The following is a 15,695-nucleotide window of genomic DNA, read 5'->3' as shown; positions in this document are numbered from 1 at the left end:
GCGCAGTGTGTGCGGGCGTTAGGAACCCGCGCCTGGTGAGCCATTGGAAGGCGGCCTCGCAGGTGCGGCATCGATTGTCTTCCGGCCCAGATCGGCGGTTCCCATGCGCCCCTCATCCACACTCTCCAGCACAATGCGAATCTCGTGAGTCTTCGGCGGAACAAGCGCTGTCAGCCGGACTAGCACTTCTTCAGAGAGAGAATTTGGATCATTCGCGGCAGAGTGTAAGGTCATCTTTTCGAGCTTCGATGCAAGGATCTCCCTCTTATCCGAAAGGCTGATAACCGCGAGCACGCGGTTTGCCGTCTTCTTCCCGTCAGGAGTTGGCAGCCAGCCAAGATTCCTGGGCATTACATGGACGATGAATTGAGCCATGTGCGATTCGGGTCGACGGAGTACATCGGATATGTGCAACTTCAGGGTCTCGAAGGGAATCGTCGAACGCGCCGCCTCAATAACGTTCATCTGCAGCACTTGCTGAGGATCGACGGGCGTGCGGCGATCCGTGGCGAAATATCCGCTCTTTGTAACGGCACGGAGGTTCGGATCGCGCAAAGTAACATGAATCTCACGAAATTTGCCATCCGCAGATTTATCGCTCGGTTGGTACGTCAACGTGTAGTAATGGGTACCGATTTCGGTGGACTTTACTATCTCCTGATCAAGATCGTTTCGATCGTAAAAGAGAGCGCCTCCCGTCTCTCGCGAAAATAGCGGAAAGTTGATATCTCCAGTGTGCGGATTGTTGTTACCGATGTCGTGGTCGCGGGAGCTACTGAAGTTCTCTGCTGCAGCACCGGGAGAATCAGCCGCAATTAGCTGGGATGAGGTTTTCATTCCCGGATAAATCACAAAGAGGCTGACGCGTGCATTCACCAGCAAGTTGACAGCAGCATGAATGTACGGCTGCCAAGAATCCAGCACGGTGCCATAGGCGGCACGGTCAAGATTTGGACCACCGGGACCAACCCAGATCACATTTTTGCGGCCCGGCAGGCCCTTGTTTTGCACGGCGATTTGTTCAAGGGCGTCTATGGATTGATGCGCGCGCTCGCCGTCGAAGTCGCTGTGCATGAGTTTGAAGGGGAGCACTGTCTCCACATGATCCAACGCGAAGAGCAGATCGTCGCGGCTGCGCGTGAAACCCTGCACCATCTCCAGCGAATCATTTCCAATGACCAACATTTCGGTAGGGGAACTCAGCTGATCTTCCTGGCGAGACAGGAACGTGCGGACTGCCTCGCGTAGCTGCGCAAACTCGTCAACTGTTGAGTTCAACCTGTCGAGGACAAAAACTGTAAGAGGAATCCGGTCGTCGCGATTGTCTTTTGGGCTATTCCCTTTAAGGCTGCTTGCCCTCGCATCGGAGATGTGAAGCTGCGCCGGTTCGAAAGAAAATGTGCGTTGCGGCTGCTTGTTCTCAGTGATTTTGAAGTCGTCCTTCGAAAGCCCACTCACAACCGGCTGCCCATTCTTGTCAAAGACCGTGACATCGAGTGTGACCAAGGTCGATGTTACTTTCAGAGATGGACCCTCCGAGACATCCTGCCGGCTTTCTGCCGTCAATACCGGAATGGGGAACAAGATCAGGAAAACAACAGCAAATAATCGACCGTTGCAGGGGCCCATTTTCTTCCTTTCACTCATAATTCGATTCAACACATCGGCGCAATGGGAAGCGGAGTTGTATTCATAATGCATGCAATACCGCGGTTGTCAGCCATCGCTGTCGGATAATTGTGCTTCCTGCGTCAGCGCGCACGCAAGATCACACGGCAGGCTGGAATCGTTGCCGCAGGAAAGCAAGAGCCTCTTCAGTAGTTTGAATTGAGCCCTCCAGCTGTGCATCTTCAACTTCTTGCAACATCTCTTTGAATGCCGAGCCCGGCGTATAACCGGCAGCTATCAATTCACGGCCCGTGACCAGGGGCTTGGGACGAACCACATCTTCCGGAGTTGATTCGTAGCGCTCGCGGACGAAGTTCCAGAGTTCGAGATTGCGGTGCGCGGCAAGGCAATCCATGCGATGGAGCGCGAGGTGTTCGGGAAAATTGTTCAGGCGAAAGAATCTCTTGAGCGTTGAAGCCTTCATGCGCGGCGCGTCGGCGAAGCGCATGTGGTTATCGATGAGCGCGAGGATCTGGTGTGTCTCTTCGTTGGAGAAGCGAAAGCGCCGGCAGATTTCGGCACCGATGGCAACGCCTACTTCAACGTGGCCGTCAAAACGAATGCGGTCGGGCGCTTCGCGAAAGGTTGCGGGCTTGCCAACGTCGTGAAGAAGCGCACCCCAGGCTAGCGTCAATGCGCAGCCTGATTCAAGTTGCTCAAGCAGCATCAGGGTGTGGATCCATACGTCGCCCTCGGGGTGGTACTGCGGGGGCTGCACGACGCCCTTCATTCTTGAGATTTCTGGAAGAACCTGGACGAGGAGATCGGTTTCATCGAGTAGTTCGAAGGCACGGCGAGCGTGGCCCTCGGTCAGCATCTTGGTCAACTCTTCGCGAATACGCTCGCGGCTTACGGCGTGGATGCGGGCCGCAAGTTTGCGAATGGCTGCGACCGTAGATGGTTCGATTTTGAATCCGAAGCGCGCGGCGAAGCGGACCGCGCGCAGTAGGCGAAGCTGGTCTTCTTCGAAGCGCTTCTCAGGACGGCCGATGGCGCGGATGATGCCTGCGTCGAGATCGTCAAGGCCTCCGACGTAGTCGATGACTTCCGAACGCATGTCTCCTGGGTTACGCAAAGGGTCAAGGAGCAAACCGTTGATGGTGAAGTCGCGACGTTGCACGTCTTCTTCGGCCGTTTTGGTGTAGCGAACTTCATCGGGATGGCGACCGTCGGAATAAACGCCGTCGGAGCGGAAGGTCGCCACCTCAGTGACAGGCTTCTCGCCCCGTGATCCTTCGGAGTCGATCTGTGGCGATCCATCAGCAACCAGCACCACGCCGAAGTGCGCGCCTACGGCGAAGGTGCGAGGGAACATTTGCAGGACCACGTCTGGAGTTGCGGAGGTGGCTACGTCATAGTCTTCTGGTTCGCGACCGAGCAGCAGGTCGCGAACGCATCCGCCGGCAAGGTACGCTTCATATCCCTCGGCGCGCAAAACCTTGAGGATATTAAGGGCTGCTCCGAATTGGGGCGAGTCCGGCAACATGGTTCGTTTTCAGGATAGTTCTTCCCAGGCGGCAGATTCGAGGCCGTTAGACTTGAATTATGCCCAGCGGCCTCATCCTCGGTATTGAATCGTCTTGTGATGAGACAGCCGCGGCAGTGGTTGAACGTGGGGCGAAGACGCTGTCGTCGGTTGTTGCCTCGCAGATCGCGACCCATCTTCGCTATGGGGGCGTTGTGCCGGAGTTGGCTAGCCGGGAGCATTTGCGGGCTATTGTGCCGGTGGTTCGCGCTGCGCTTGCCGAGGCTCACGTCACGCTCACCGATCTGGATGCGATTGCCGTAACTTCGGGGCCGGGACTCGCGGGAGCCTTGCTGGTCGGCATTACTTATGCCAAAGCTTTGGCGTTCGCCCAGGGGCTTCCGCTGATTGCTGTGAATCATCTCGAAGGTCACATTCATGCAGTGCTGCTGCAGGAGAGGCAAGCGCTTGCCTTGCAGAACCAACGCGCAGCGCTTCCGTTGGATGAACAAGCGCTGGCTCTGGTGGTTTCCGGAGGGCATACGCATCTTTTTCTCGCGGAGCCCGCGGACGGGATGTGGCATTACTCGGTGGTCGGCCGAACCCTGGATGATGCGGCTGGGGAGGCTTACGACAAAGTTGCGAAACTGCTTGGGCTCGGATATCCCGGTGGGCCGTGGATCGATGCGCTGGCTCGATTTGGCGATCCGCATGCCGTACCGTTTGCGTTTGCGCAGATTAAAACTAAGGCGCACCTCGAGGGAAAGGCGCCGCGCACTAAAGCAGCAAAAACTGCGCCGATCGCTGCACTCGATCCGCACTTTTTGTTTTCGTTTTCGGGAATCAAGACTGCGGTTCTGCGCTATGTGGAGTTGCACGGATTGCGCGATGAAGCGACGGCACGGGTACCGCGAATGCTCGCTGCAGGACGCCCCCCGCAGACGAAAGAAGCAGCTCTCGCATTGTGTCCGCAACCGACCCTGGATTTGATAGCCAGCTTTCAGCATGCGGTGATCGGCGACCTGATGAAGAAGACTTTCGCAGCAGCAGAGTCGCTGGATGCCCAGCGCATTCTCGTCACGGGTGGCGTGGCGGCGAACCGTGAGCTGCGTGAGCGCTTTGTCGCTGAAGCATCGCGCCGCGGCCTGCAAATTGCGTTCCCTACCCTCGCGCTTTCGACCGATAACGCCGCCATGATCGCAGCCGCGGCATGGCCACGATTTACGGCAGGCGAATTTGCGGCGACGGATCTTTCAGCAGAGCCCGCGCTCGCCCTCGGCAACTAGAAGCTGGTGTACTTGAGAGCCGGGGGCACGCGCGCGTTCCGCAAGTCCGAGGAGATTAACATGACGGTGCAGAAACAAATCAAGGATTACATTGCTGCTCAGCCGGAGCCAAAACGTGGCGAAATGCGAGAGCTGCATAGCATGATTGTGGCGTTGATGCCAGGCTGTAAGTTGTGGTTCTTAGATGGAAAAGACGAGAAAGGAAAGATCGTTTCCAACCCAAACATCGGCTATGGATCTCAAACTAGTGAATATGCCAATGGAAAAACCAGGGAGTTCTATCAAATCGGCGTCAGTGCTAATACAACAGGCATTTCCGTCTACGTTATGGGAATAGAGAACAAGAAGTATCTGGCCCAGACATACGGGCGGAATCTCGGCAAAGCAAGCGTTTCAGGGTATTGCATCAAATTCAAGACATTAGCAGACATAAAAGTCGACGTTCTCAAAGCAGCAATACAGTATGGGATCGGTCAGACAAGCATTCAAGATTGATGCAACTTGGGTCAGCGCATTGTCATCCTGGCAATCGATGTACATCAGCCTTTCTTAGTCCGTACCTTAGGGAATTCAGCTTTTGGATTCGAAATACCTTGACCTTCTACATCTCCCGACGTATATGTAGAAGCCACAGGTATGAAGAAGACTGAAAGCAGATTTGATCTCCCGCAGGGCACCCTCGATCTCCTGATCCTGAGGGTTGTTGCGCTAGGCCCGATTCATGGCTATGCCATCGCGCAGAGAATTCAGCAAATATCTCGCGAGGCTCTGCAGGTGCAGCAGGGATCGCTGTATCCAGCCCTTCATCGCTTGGAATACAAAAAGTTCCTGGCCGCTAATTGGCAAGCGACTGAGACCGGACGGGAAGCCAAGTTCTACGAACTCACCGCAAAGGGCCGAGCTCATCTTAGGACCGAAACCGAGAACTGGAAACGCCTCACCGACCTGGTCGACCTCATTTTCAGAGGCACTGTGGAGGAAATCTCATGAGTTGGCTCCGTAGACTATTCGCGCGCAAACGCTTGGAAATCGATCTCGATAAAGAGCTGCGGTTCCATTTCGAATCGCAAGTTGCCGACAAGGTCCGGTCCGGCGCTTCAGAGAATGAGGCACGCCGGCTCACCCGACTCGAGTTCGGCGGCATCGAGCAGATCAAAGAGGATTGTCGCGAGAGCCGCGGCACGTTGTGGGTCGAATCGATGGTGCAGGACATCCGGTATGCCGTTCGCCAAATCAGGAATTCACCCGGCTTCAGCATTGTTGCCATTCTTTCGTTGACCCTGGGCATCGGCGCCAACACCGCCATCTTCACACTGCTCAATGCCATCCTCCTGCGCCCCTTGCCGGTGCACAATCCCGAGGAACTGCAATTATTCGGCGACGGCAGGGCACAGGGTCTCACGCTCTCGATTCCGGACGGGCCCATGGATTTGTTTTCCAAGGCGTTTCTACACGACTTTGGCCAAAAAAATACCTCATTTTCCGGAATCGCCGCGGTGGACAGCTCTCCCATCGAGACAAAGGCCTCGATTGGAGGCGGAGCTTACCAGACCATCCACATCAATCTGATCTCCGGCAGTTACTTCTCCGCTCTCGGGGTGCCGGCGTTTCTGGGCCGCACGATTGATGAATCCGATGACAGCGCGTCTGGCGCCGGCCCGGTTGCCGTTGCCAGCTACGCGTGGTTCCAGCGCCATCTCAATGGTGACCCCGCCGCGCTCGGCAAAGTCATCCGCATTGAATCACATGAGTACACGCTGGTGGGCGTGGCAAAACCTGGATTCTCGGGAATCACTGTCGGCCGATCCGCCGATCTCTGGATTCCGCTCTCCATGGAAAAGGGCTTCCCACGTCCCGGCGGAGACGCTATCGGGAGCAAGCTCTATCAATCGCTTTATCTAATTGGGAGGCTCAAGCCCGGCGTTACTCCAGCTCAGGCCGGCGCCGAAACCAATCTCCTCTTCAAGCAGATCATTCGCGGCTACCTCGGGGCGCAACCTTCGCAAAAGCACCTCGATGATCTGGCCCACGCGATTGTTGAACTCACCCCGGGAGCCCGCGGAGTCTGCCCTCTGCGCTACGCATTCTCGGCGCCGCTCAAGATCCTTATGACGATCGTCGCCCTGGTGCTTCTAATCGCCTGCGCCAATATCGGCAACATGCTCTTCGCCCGCGGTGTCGGGCGCACGCGCGAAGTGGCCGTGCGCATGGCTCTCGGCGCCTCGCGCCAGCGCATTGTGTTTCAACTGCTTACCGAGTCTGTCGTTCTTTCTGTTGTGGGCGCGGCGGCAGGTATCGCGCTGGCATGGAGAGCCAGCGTTCTGCTGCTCAACATGGCTGCGCCCGGCCCCGATCCTGTGCCCCTGAATCTCACGCCCGATTTGCGCGTCCTTGCCTTTACGCTCGGACTCACCGTTCTCACCGCGCTTCTCTTCGGCACCCTTCCGGCATTCCGCGCCACCCATCTCGAGTTCACGCCCGCTCTCAAAGATGGCCGTGGCAGCTCTTCTGTATCCACACGCGGCGTCATGGCTCGCTCGCTCATCGTCGGCCAGGTCGCGCTTTCCGTTTTGCTCATGGTGGTCGCCGGACTCTTCGTTCGCAGCCTCATTCACCTCTATGACGTCGATACCGGCTTTGACCCGCATAACGCGCTCATCTTCACTCTCGACTCCAGCACAGCCAATCTCCCTCACGGCGCTGACGAAATCCGCTCGGTCCGTTTGCAGGAGCAAATCGAAGAACGCGTGCGCGCCATCCCCGGGGTCCAGTCTGACAGCTTCGCCTTCTTTGCTTTTAATGACGGCGGATGGTCGGATCAAGTCCTTTTCCAAGGCGTTCCACGAACACCCGCAAACGGCAAAGCAGTCAATTTCAATATCACCGGCAACGGATTCTTCTCCGCCATGGGCATTCCTCTGGTTGAAGGCCGGACCTATAACTCGCAAGACCTGCAGAATTCACCCAAGGTCGCCGTCATCAACCAGACCATGGCGCGCCGCTTCTTCCCGAACCGCTCGGCCATCGGTCAGCACTTCGGCATCGGAGAAACGCCCGACCATCTCGGCGAAATCGAAGTCATCGGCGTGGTCAAGGACGCCAAGTACTTCGCCCTCAGCGAAGGCTCACGGATGGCCGCCTACTTTCCCTGCAGCCAAAGCCTCGGCTTCTTCGGCAACTTCATCGTGCGCTATGCTCCCGGCGCAAACCGCCAGGAGATCGTCTCGCGAACCCGCGCGGCCATCGCCGAGATCAACTCCAATATCCTCGTCAATACCGTAACCAGCCTCCAGGAGCAGGTTGACCGCTCGATCGCCACACAATCGCTGATCGCCCGGCTCTCCGGCTTCTTCGGAATTCTGGCCGTCTTACTCGCCTGCATCGGAATCTACGGCTTGCTTTCCTACTCAGTGGCTCGGCGCACCAGCGAGTTGGGCATCCGTGTCGCCCTAGGAGCACGGTCGCTCAATCTGCTCTGGATGGTGATGCGCGAGTGCGTTCTACTGCTGCTTGTGGGACTCGCCATTGGAGTTCCCCTTGCGCTCAGCTCAACGCGCGTCCTCAAGAGCCTGCTCTACGACCTCAGCCCGCTCGATCCGGTCTCCATCTCCATTGCCATAGCAGCCGTCGTTTGCATGACCATTGCCGCTGCCTGGTTGCCTGCACGCCGCGCCAGCAGGATTGATCCAATGCAGGCTTTGCGAACGGAATGATGTGTTAGCAGCGCACCTCTGGCTGGTGATTGAGTCGCAACAAGGAACCTCTTGGCGAATCAGTGTGGCTTGCGGAAGGTCAGGCAGTAGAGTTTGCCGCCGCAGATTTCGCGGGCGGAGATCTCTTTCATCTCCGGGGGGACGAGGTCGATGGGGCATTTTACTTTTTCGCTGCCTGGTCCATAGCTATTCTTCACGATTGGGGTTCGCTGATAGTTCTCGCGGATGGCCCTCTCGGTTTCGTCGACGATCACGATTTTGGTGCCGGGTTTTGCGACCCAGATCATTTCCTTGATAGCGCGGGTCTTGTCGGTGAAGAAGTTGATTCCGCCAACGTGGAAAACGCAGTCAAAGGCTTCAACCTTGAACGGCAAACGCTCGGCTTCTGCCTGGAAAAGATGGGCATTGCGTTTCCACTGGAGAAGGTTGCGCTGGCATTTGCGGAGCATCCCCCAGGAGATATCGACGCCGTAGAAATCTATGTCGCGGGGCAGGTAGCGAAGATTTGCGCCGGTTCCTACGGAGGTTTCGAGCACGCGGGCGTTGGGCTTCAGTTCAAGTTCGCTGATGAAGTCAAGACGATAGTTAGGCTTGCGGGTGAACCAGTGATAGAGACGCTCGGCCAGGTCATAGCCGGGGGCGATCCGATCGTAAAGAATCTGGTACTTGAGATTCGAGCCGGTGACGGTGCTGACAAAGAGGGGAATGCCGTCGCGTATGGGATAGATGCGGCCGGTTGCCGTGTTGCGCAGGTTGACACCTGCCATCTCCAGGGCATAGCGCGTGTCCGGGTCGCAAAGCAAAGATAATACGTAATCTTCCATCGGTTGGCTGATGTCCGCACGCCGCCTGCAGCAAGCATACGACGAAGGAGTGGTCACCGTTTCAGCCACAAAGGTAACCGGGAACCCCACCCGTAATCCCCACTGCTACAATCGTTAAGACCAATTGGCCTCGATTTTGACCCGAAATATGAGTCTCCTGCCTGCCCGCCCAATGCCTATGCGCCTCTTCAATACACTTTCCGGCCAAGTGGATGAGCTCGTCCCGATGGATGGGAAAGAGCTTCGCATGTACGCATGCGGGCCTACGGTTTATGACTACGGGCATATCGGCAACTTCAGGACTTTTCTTGAGATCGATGTCCTGCGGCGTTTTCTAAAGCTGAGCGGGATGCCGATTCGACACGTCATGAACATCACGGATGTGGATGACAAGATCATTCGTAATGCGGCCGCTGCGGGTGTGCCGATCGGCGAATATACGCCGAAGTATGTGAATGCGTTTTTCGAAGATCTGGACGCACTGGGAGTGGAGCGGCCGGAGATTATTGCTCGCGCGACCGAAGCCATTGATCGGATGGTGGAGCTGATTCAGAAGCTGGCCGAGGTGGGGGCGGCTTATCGAACGGAAGATGGGTCATGGTATTTCCGTCTGAAGGCGTTCCCGGAATACGGAAAGCTGAGCAAGAAGGATTTAAGCGGGATGGAGGACGGTGCCCGCGTGGATGTGGACGAGTACGAGAAGGACTCAGCGCGCGACTTTGCACTGTGGAAAGCCGCGAAGCCCGGCGAGACATCGTGGGACACACCGATTGGGCGCGGTCGGCCGGGCTGGCATATCGAATGCTCGGCTATGTCGATGAAATTTCTGGGCGACAGCTTCGATCTGCATGCCGGCGGCGAAGACCTGATGTTTCCGCATCATGAAAACGAGATTGCCCAGAGCGAGAGTGTGACGCACAAGCCGCTGGCGCATCATTGGATGCACGTGCGTTTTCTGCTGGTGGATGGGCGCAAGATGTCGAAGAGCGAGGGAAATTTCTATACGCTCCGCGACTTGTTGTTGAAGGGTTATAAAGCTTCTGCGATACGTCTGGCTTTGATCTCAGTTCCCTATCGGCATCAGCTTAACTTTACGTTTGATGGACTGGTTGATGCTACTGCCGCGATAGACCGGTTGCGTACATTCAACAGCCGGTTGGTAAAGGGCACGTTTGCGGACGGCGAAAATCCTGAGGTTCAGGCAGCCGCGAAGAAAGCTCATGAAGACTACCTGGCGGCACTGGGCAACGATCTGAACACCGCCGAGGCACGTGCGCCCATTTTTGAATTGGTACGGCTTTCGAACACGGCGATGGACCAGGGGAAGTTTTACCAATCGGATCGCGAGGCGGTGGCATCAGTGCTGGCCAGCTTTGACGCGGTTTTTGCAGTCATCGAAGACCACGATACGGAGCCGATGCGGCGTGCCGTGGAGTGGGCCAAGCAAGAGGGACGCCTCGATGACGTTGCGCCGGAGTTGCTGGCGCAGCAGTCGCTGACGGATGAAGCGATTGACGCGCTGCTTGCGGAACGGGATCAGGCCAAGAAGCGTCGTGAATTTGCGCGCGCCGACCAGATCAGGAAAGAGCTGACGGAAAAAGGAATCATCATCGAAGATTCGAAAGACGGGGTACGCTGGAAGCGGAAATGAGTTTGCCCCGACACCTACGCCACGGAGGTGGCCACGCTGCCATGGAACCCAATGAAGTTCAGGAATTAAAGGAGCACGCCGAGCACGGATCAAGCGAGTCGGAATTGCGTCCGGTAGCGTTTACGATGAGCGTGTTGGCCGTGCTGGTGGCGATTATGACCGTGCTTGGCCATCGCACTCACACTGAGGCTGTGCTCGACCAGAACAAGGCGACGGATCAGTGGAATCAATATCAAAGTCAGAAGATTCGCGCCTACAACACAAGCCTCAACGCCGACCTGTTGAATAGCCTAACCGTCGCCGACAAGCAAAAGGCACAAGATACGTTGAAGCACTATGCAGATCACCAGGCTAAGTGGAACGACGATCTGAAGGAAGATCAGGAGAAGGCCAAGACGCTGGAAGAAAAAGTCGAACAAGCCGAAGCTCGTGCTAATCGATTCGATCTATCCGAAGCGCTGCTTGAAATCGGCCTCGTGATCACGTCGGTCACGCTGCTTACGCGCAGCCGGATCTACTGGTATCTGGGCATCATCTTTTCACTCGGCGGCGTCGCATCGGCGCTTTCGGTACTGGCTCTTCAGTAGTGGCCTCTGGGGTACACGCGAACAATTGAAGAAACTGCAGCGTGTTAGACTTGGCGCGCGATGAATATTCGTCCTTATCTAGCAGTATTTATTTTGATTGGCGCGCCTTTGCTGGCACAGGAGATGGCTCTTCCCGCCCCGTCTACTGAGTTTCTTGGCTTCACTTACCACCTCCCTGCTGGCTGGGACGCGATTGATACTCAAGCGACACTGCCTGAAGTGAAGAAGAACCAGATGGCCAAGGCGAAGACCGATGATGAGAGGAAAGAAATCGCTTGTGTTCAGATTCCGATCAGCGCCCGGCATGGATCTCCGCCTTCTTTCATGGCGGCGATGGCGCTGCCATTCGCATGCTTTGGACAGATTCTGACGGACAAGGACCTGCCGGGCTTTGCGGAAGGAAGCTCCGAGGGACCGCGGGCAATTTTCGACTTCAGCGATCCGGTTTACGGAACCTATGCGATGGGAAGTCACAACATCTGGATTGAACGGGCGAAGGGCAATCCTAAAGGGCATCCTGAGATGCCTTACACACTTGAAATCGCATGCAGCCTCCTGAAGAAAGCGGCTGTCTGCTGGATGACCGTGGCTGGCGACAATGACTCCTTGAAGCAATTCGAAGGAGACGCAGTCACGCTTGACGGAGACTTTTTTCCAGAGTTGGTTCCTGCAAGGGCTTTCGATAAGAAGCCGTCCTAAGCCGTGGTAGACTCGCTGCATCATGCGGACTCAGGCCATCTCAATACTGACTCTCTTGACGTGTGTCTGCTTGGCGGCTGCGCAAACCAAATCCACTCCTCCAGTCAACTCTAACCCTGTGCTGCAAGGAAGCGGGGACAGAGAGCCTGCAAGCTTCACGAGTGAATTGGGCTTCAGCTACGCTCTTCCCGCGGATTGGGAAATCATCGATACAAAACCAATGCTGCCGGTGGTGCAGCAGCAGGCAGAAAAGAAGGCGACCTCCGAGAAGGAAAAGACCGCTCTCTCATGCATTCAACTCCCGTTCAAAGCTACTCGCGGAGATTCCTCCGTAGTCATTGTTGCGCTTTCATTTGATTGCTATGGACATCGTTTCTCCGATAGCGATCTAGCCTCATTCGCCGGAGGTGTGGCGCAGAGCCTCAAGAAGACTTGGACAGTCGCCGATCCCTTATACGCCGCATATGCATTGGGAACCCACAGTTTTTGGATTGAGCGCGGCTTGGGAACTTCTATCGCTCACCCAGAGGTGAAGAAGACTTTGGATGTGGTATGCAGCATGCTTAAGAATGGCGCCGTTTGCTGGATGCTTTTCGCGGCCGACCCCGCCGACTTACAGTCTTTTGAGCACGGTGCCGTTTCGCTGGACAACGACTCCTTTCCCACTTTGGTTCCGGCAACTACCTTTGACAAGAAACCGTCCAACTAACGCCCCTAGACGCCGAGCGCCGAGAATTGTTCAAGTGCTTATGCCGACCGAGGCTTGGCTTTCATCTGCGCAGTGGTGAGCAGGAAAACAGCGAGGACGACCGCGGCCATTCCCAGAAACTCGGCTGGCTCGGGGCGCTCGTGCAACAAGAGAATTCCTAGAAGCACCGCGACTACAGGATTGACGTAGGCATATGACGTAACTTTGGCCACGGGTACGTGCTCGATGAGATAGATGAAGCCGGTGTAGCCAAGCAATGAGCCTCCGGTGACGAGCCATGCCAACGATCCGATCGCAGTACGGTTCAGGTGAAACTGGGGCCATTGACCCAGGGCGGTTCCGGCCGCAGTGTTGAAGACTCCGGCCGCGAGCATCTGCCAGGATGCGGCGACAAAGCTATTCACAGGCAACTTTCTGCGACGCGAAAGAATGCTGCCGATCGTCCAGGAGAGCGCTCCCGCGAGTAATGCGCAGATGGCCAGCAAACGCGAGCGATCTCCGCTGAAACCAGTTCGCAACGAGGGCCAGAGCAGGGTTGCCAAACCGATGAAGCCGATGGTCATGCCGAGCCATCCGCGCCGCGGCATTGGTTCCCCACCGGGAAGAAACATTTCGATAAGCGCTACATAGAGTGGAATTACGGCGAGGATCAGAGAACAGAAGCCGCTGGGCAGCGTTCGTTCCGCGTAGACCAGTCCCACATTGCCGCCGCCGAGCAGCAACAGGCCCAGGACGCCCAACATCACCATGGTTCGGGCAGGAAATGCAAGGCGCAATCCGCGAAATCTGCACCACGCCATCAGGATGGATCCTGCGATTAGAAAGCGCGTGCCGGCCAAGAGAAGAGCGGGCATTTCGGCAGCACCGATGCGGATGGCCGTGTAAGTCGATCCCCAGAAGAAGTACACGCCCGCGAACGCGATCGCGATGGAGAATTTCGTCGCGGGCTTGCTCGCGGGATGACTCGCTTCTCGGCTGATGGAGGCCACGTGTGATTCCATCGTAGCTTGTCATCAATGACGCATTTGAAAATATGCACTGGAATGCACACTGATCATTTACTGCGGCAAAGGCATCAGCTCACGTGCACGACTGGACGGTGCGAGATGTCCGGAACTGCCTTTCGCAAGACTTCATGCGTAATCGGCGCTGCATCGCCTTCGCCGAGGAAGAGAAAGCGGAAGATATTCGCTACCGGATTTCCTTCCTTCCACTTGAAGTAGATGTGCGGCACTTGACCGGTGATTTTCTCGATCTCGATCAACAGGGCGGCGATGGAGTTCGCCACCATGGGACTTCGTGCGTGAAGAATGCAATGCCCGCGAACCCGCTGCCCGTCGAGGGACAGGCGCTGATTGAATTCCGATGCATCGGTTCGCTCCACCTCGAGAAAAGCAATCGGCGCATGCTCGGGAAGGGCATGGTACTTGCGCACGATCGCTTCGATATTGTCGAGGTCGTCGCAGGTTGCTATTGATTTAGGCCGGCGCGGAATGATGCGAAGCGGGCGATCTCCGCACGACTTGATGATGCTGAGTGCTTCCGGCGAGAAATCGACGCCGGTGATGCGGAGTTCAGTAGAGCGCGTGGCACGCGAGATAAAGGAGACGAACATGATGGTTGCGATGAAAATGCAGGAGATCTTCAAACCTTCTGGACGCTCCCAGATGTTCATTCCCGTGGTGTAGATGAAGATGAGCGTGACGGGTACGAAGACCCAGCGGAGACGAGACTGCCATACGGCGAGAGTGACGGCGCATGCCGCGGAAGTGATCAGTACCAGCACGCCGGTGGCGTAGGCTCCGCCTTGCGCGTCGACATTGGCGTGAAATGCGAAGGTGACAAAGAACGCCACTCCCATGAACACGAGCACTAATGGCCGCGCTGCGCGCGCCCACTCCGGCGCCATGCCGAAGCGCGGCAGATAGCGTGGAATCAAATTGAGCAGCCCGGCCATTGCGGACGCTCCGGCAAAGGCGAGAATCAGGATGGTGCTGATGTCATATGCAGATCCGAAGGCGCTGCCGAAATATTGGTGCGCCAGGTAGGCCATGGCACGTCCGTTGGCCTCGCCGCCGTCTGCGAAAGCCTTCGGAGGAATTAGAACGGTGGTCACAAAACTGGTGGCGATGAGAAAGACGCTCATGATGCCGGCGGCCGTCGTGAGCAGTTTCTTCGTGTTGCGAATGCGAGCGTCAAGATCGGCCCCGGCGATCAGGGGCATGACGGCGACTCCGGTTTCAAATCCCGACAAACCCAGGGCCAGACGCGGAAAAAGGAGAAGGCAAACGGCAACGATGCCGAGCCAATGAGGATGCTGGGCAAAGAGTACGGCCTTCCATTTTCCAATTACCTCGGGATGTTGAGCAATCGCCATCACTGCCCGGACCGTGACGATTGCATTCAGCACCAGGTAGGCAGCGACGAGAATGACGGCGATGTCGATGGCTTCTTTGAAGCCTTTCAGAAATATTGCACCGAGAATCGCGAGCAGCAGCAGGGTGACGAGCATCTGGCTGGAGAGCCACTTTGGCGCGAACGGATTGTGAACGAAGTGTGCCGCAGCGTCCGCCGCGGAGAGGGTCATGGTGATGATGAAATCGGTGGTCGCAAACCCCAAAAGGGCAAGGACAAAGAGTTTGCCACCCCACTCTGGAAACAGGCGTTCGAGCATGGCGATGCTGCCCTGTCCGTTGGGGCTAGCCTGCGCGACGCGCTTATAGAGCGGCAAAGCGGCGAAGAGCGTGACCAGTACAAGTACAAGGGTCGCAAGGGGAGAGAGTGCACCGGCTGCGAGAAAGGCGATGCCGGGCTGATACCCCAGCGTCGAGAAGTAATCCACTCCCGTAAGGCACATGACGCTCCACCACGGGTGCACGGGCTCAGCCGGTTCATGCACTCCCTTGGGGAGCCTAAGATCTGCCAGTAGCCAGTTTGCCAGGCCTAACTTCGTCATCCAGTTCCGTCACCCGATCTCGATAGCCACCAAAGTCAGTTGGATGCGGCGTTTGCATCGATTCGCCGCTGTAATTTACGTCCAGGGTGGCACCCCATCATAAGCGGGGAAGGGCATGTCCCTCTTGCTGCAAGCGC

General features: G+C 56.7%; 13 protein-coding genes. 8 read left to right on the top strand and 5 right to left on the bottom strand.

Annotation, left to right across the window (positions count from 1 at the left end):
• Positions 1–18 precede the first annotated feature (18 nt).
• Positions 19–1,629: a VWA domain-containing protein gene (locus P8935_RS05485; protein ID WP_348263982.1), complete on the bottom strand. Its 1,611-nt coding sequence runs from the start codon at positions 1,627–1,629 to the stop codon at positions 19–21.
• 139 nt (positions 1,630–1,768) lie between these two features.
• Complete coding sequence (locus tag P8935_RS05480; protein ID WP_348263981.1) at positions 1,769–3,154, bottom strand: CCA tRNA nucleotidyltransferase; 1,386 nt, start codon at positions 3,152–3,154, stop codon at positions 1,769–1,771.
• A 59-nt stretch (positions 3,155–3,213) separates the two neighbouring features.
• Here P8935_RS05480 and tsaD point away from each other — a divergent pair, with 59 nt between their 5' ends.
• From tsaD to P8935_RS05460, 4 genes are all read left to right on the top strand, one after another.
• Positions 3,214–4,419 (top strand): tRNA (adenosine(37)-N6)-threonylcarbamoyltransferase complex transferase subunit TsaD, encoded by a 1,206-nt coding sequence (gene tsaD / locus P8935_RS05475; RefSeq protein ID WP_348263980.1) that lies wholly within the window; start codon positions 3,214–3,216, stop codon positions 4,417–4,419.
• A 60-nt stretch (positions 4,420–4,479) separates the two neighbouring features.
• Positions 4,480–4,914 (top strand): DUF1801 domain-containing protein, encoded by a 435-nt coding sequence (locus P8935_RS05470; RefSeq protein ID WP_348263979.1) that lies wholly within the window; start codon positions 4,480–4,482, stop codon positions 4,912–4,914.
• Between the two features lie 141 nt (positions 4,915–5,055).
• Complete coding sequence (locus P8935_RS05465) at positions 5,056–5,409, top strand: PadR family transcriptional regulator (protein ID WP_348263978.1); 354 nt, start codon at positions 5,056–5,058, stop codon at positions 5,407–5,409.
• Entirely contained in the window at positions 5,406–8,132 is a 2,727-nt protein-coding gene (locus P8935_RS05460; RefSeq protein WP_348263977.1) for an ABC transporter permease, read from the top strand. The genes P8935_RS05465 and P8935_RS05460 overlap by 4 nt, the downstream gene beginning before the upstream one ends.
• A 59-nt stretch (positions 8,133–8,191) precedes the next feature.
• On the opposite strand, the gene P8935_RS05455 is transcribed toward P8935_RS05460, so the two are convergent.
• Complete coding sequence (locus tag P8935_RS05455; RefSeq protein WP_348263976.1) at positions 8,192–8,956, bottom strand: methyltransferase domain-containing protein; 765 nt, start codon at positions 8,954–8,956, stop codon at positions 8,192–8,194.
• Between the two features lie 172 nt (positions 8,957–9,128).
• On the opposite strand from P8935_RS05455, the gene cysS reads away from it, so the two are divergent.
• From cysS to P8935_RS05435, 4 genes are read left to right on the top strand one after another with little or no spacing between them, the layout of a single operon-like run.
• The gene (gene cysS / locus P8935_RS05450) at positions 9,129–10,607 is read left to right on the top strand and encodes a cysteine--tRNA ligase (RefSeq protein ID WP_348265310.1); all 1,479 of its coding nucleotides are present in this window, start codon (positions 9,129–9,131) and stop codon (positions 10,605–10,607) included.
• Positions 10,608–10,648: 41 nt separating this feature from the next.
• Positions 10,649–11,194: a DUF4337 domain-containing protein gene (locus P8935_RS05445; protein WP_348263975.1), complete on the top strand. Its 546-nt coding sequence runs from the start codon at positions 10,649–10,651 to the stop codon at positions 11,192–11,194.
• A 60-nt stretch (positions 11,195–11,254) separates the two neighbouring features.
• On the top strand, positions 11,255–11,893 hold the full coding sequence (locus P8935_RS05440; protein WP_348263974.1) for a hypothetical protein: 639 nt from the start codon (positions 11,255–11,257) through the stop codon (positions 11,891–11,893).
• Between the two features lie 22 nt (positions 11,894–11,915).
• On the top strand, positions 11,916–12,602 hold the full coding sequence (locus P8935_RS05435) for a hypothetical protein (protein WP_348263973.1): 687 nt from the start codon (positions 11,916–11,918) through the stop codon (positions 12,600–12,602).
• 38 nt (positions 12,603–12,640) lie between these two features.
• Here the strand turns inward: P8935_RS05435 and P8935_RS05430 are convergent, their stop codons facing one another.
• Complete coding sequence (locus tag P8935_RS05430) at positions 12,641–13,603, bottom strand: EamA family transporter (RefSeq protein ID WP_348263972.1); 963 nt, start codon at positions 13,601–13,603, stop codon at positions 12,641–12,643.
• Between the two features lie 74 nt (positions 13,604–13,677).
• Positions 13,678–15,558, bottom strand: coding sequence for an amino acid transporter (locus P8935_RS05425; protein ID WP_348263971.1), 1,881 nt, complete (start codon positions 15,556–15,558; stop codon positions 13,678–13,680).
• Between the last annotated feature and the right edge of the window lie 137 nt (positions 15,559–15,695).

The organism is Telmatobacter sp. DSM 110680 (assembly GCF_039994875.1).
Classification (GTDB): domain Bacteria; phylum Acidobacteriota; class Terriglobia; order Terriglobales; family Acidobacteriaceae; genus Telmatobacter.
Note: the sequence above shows the minus strand (reverse complement) of the source record. Positions and strands in the feature narration are given on the sequence as shown.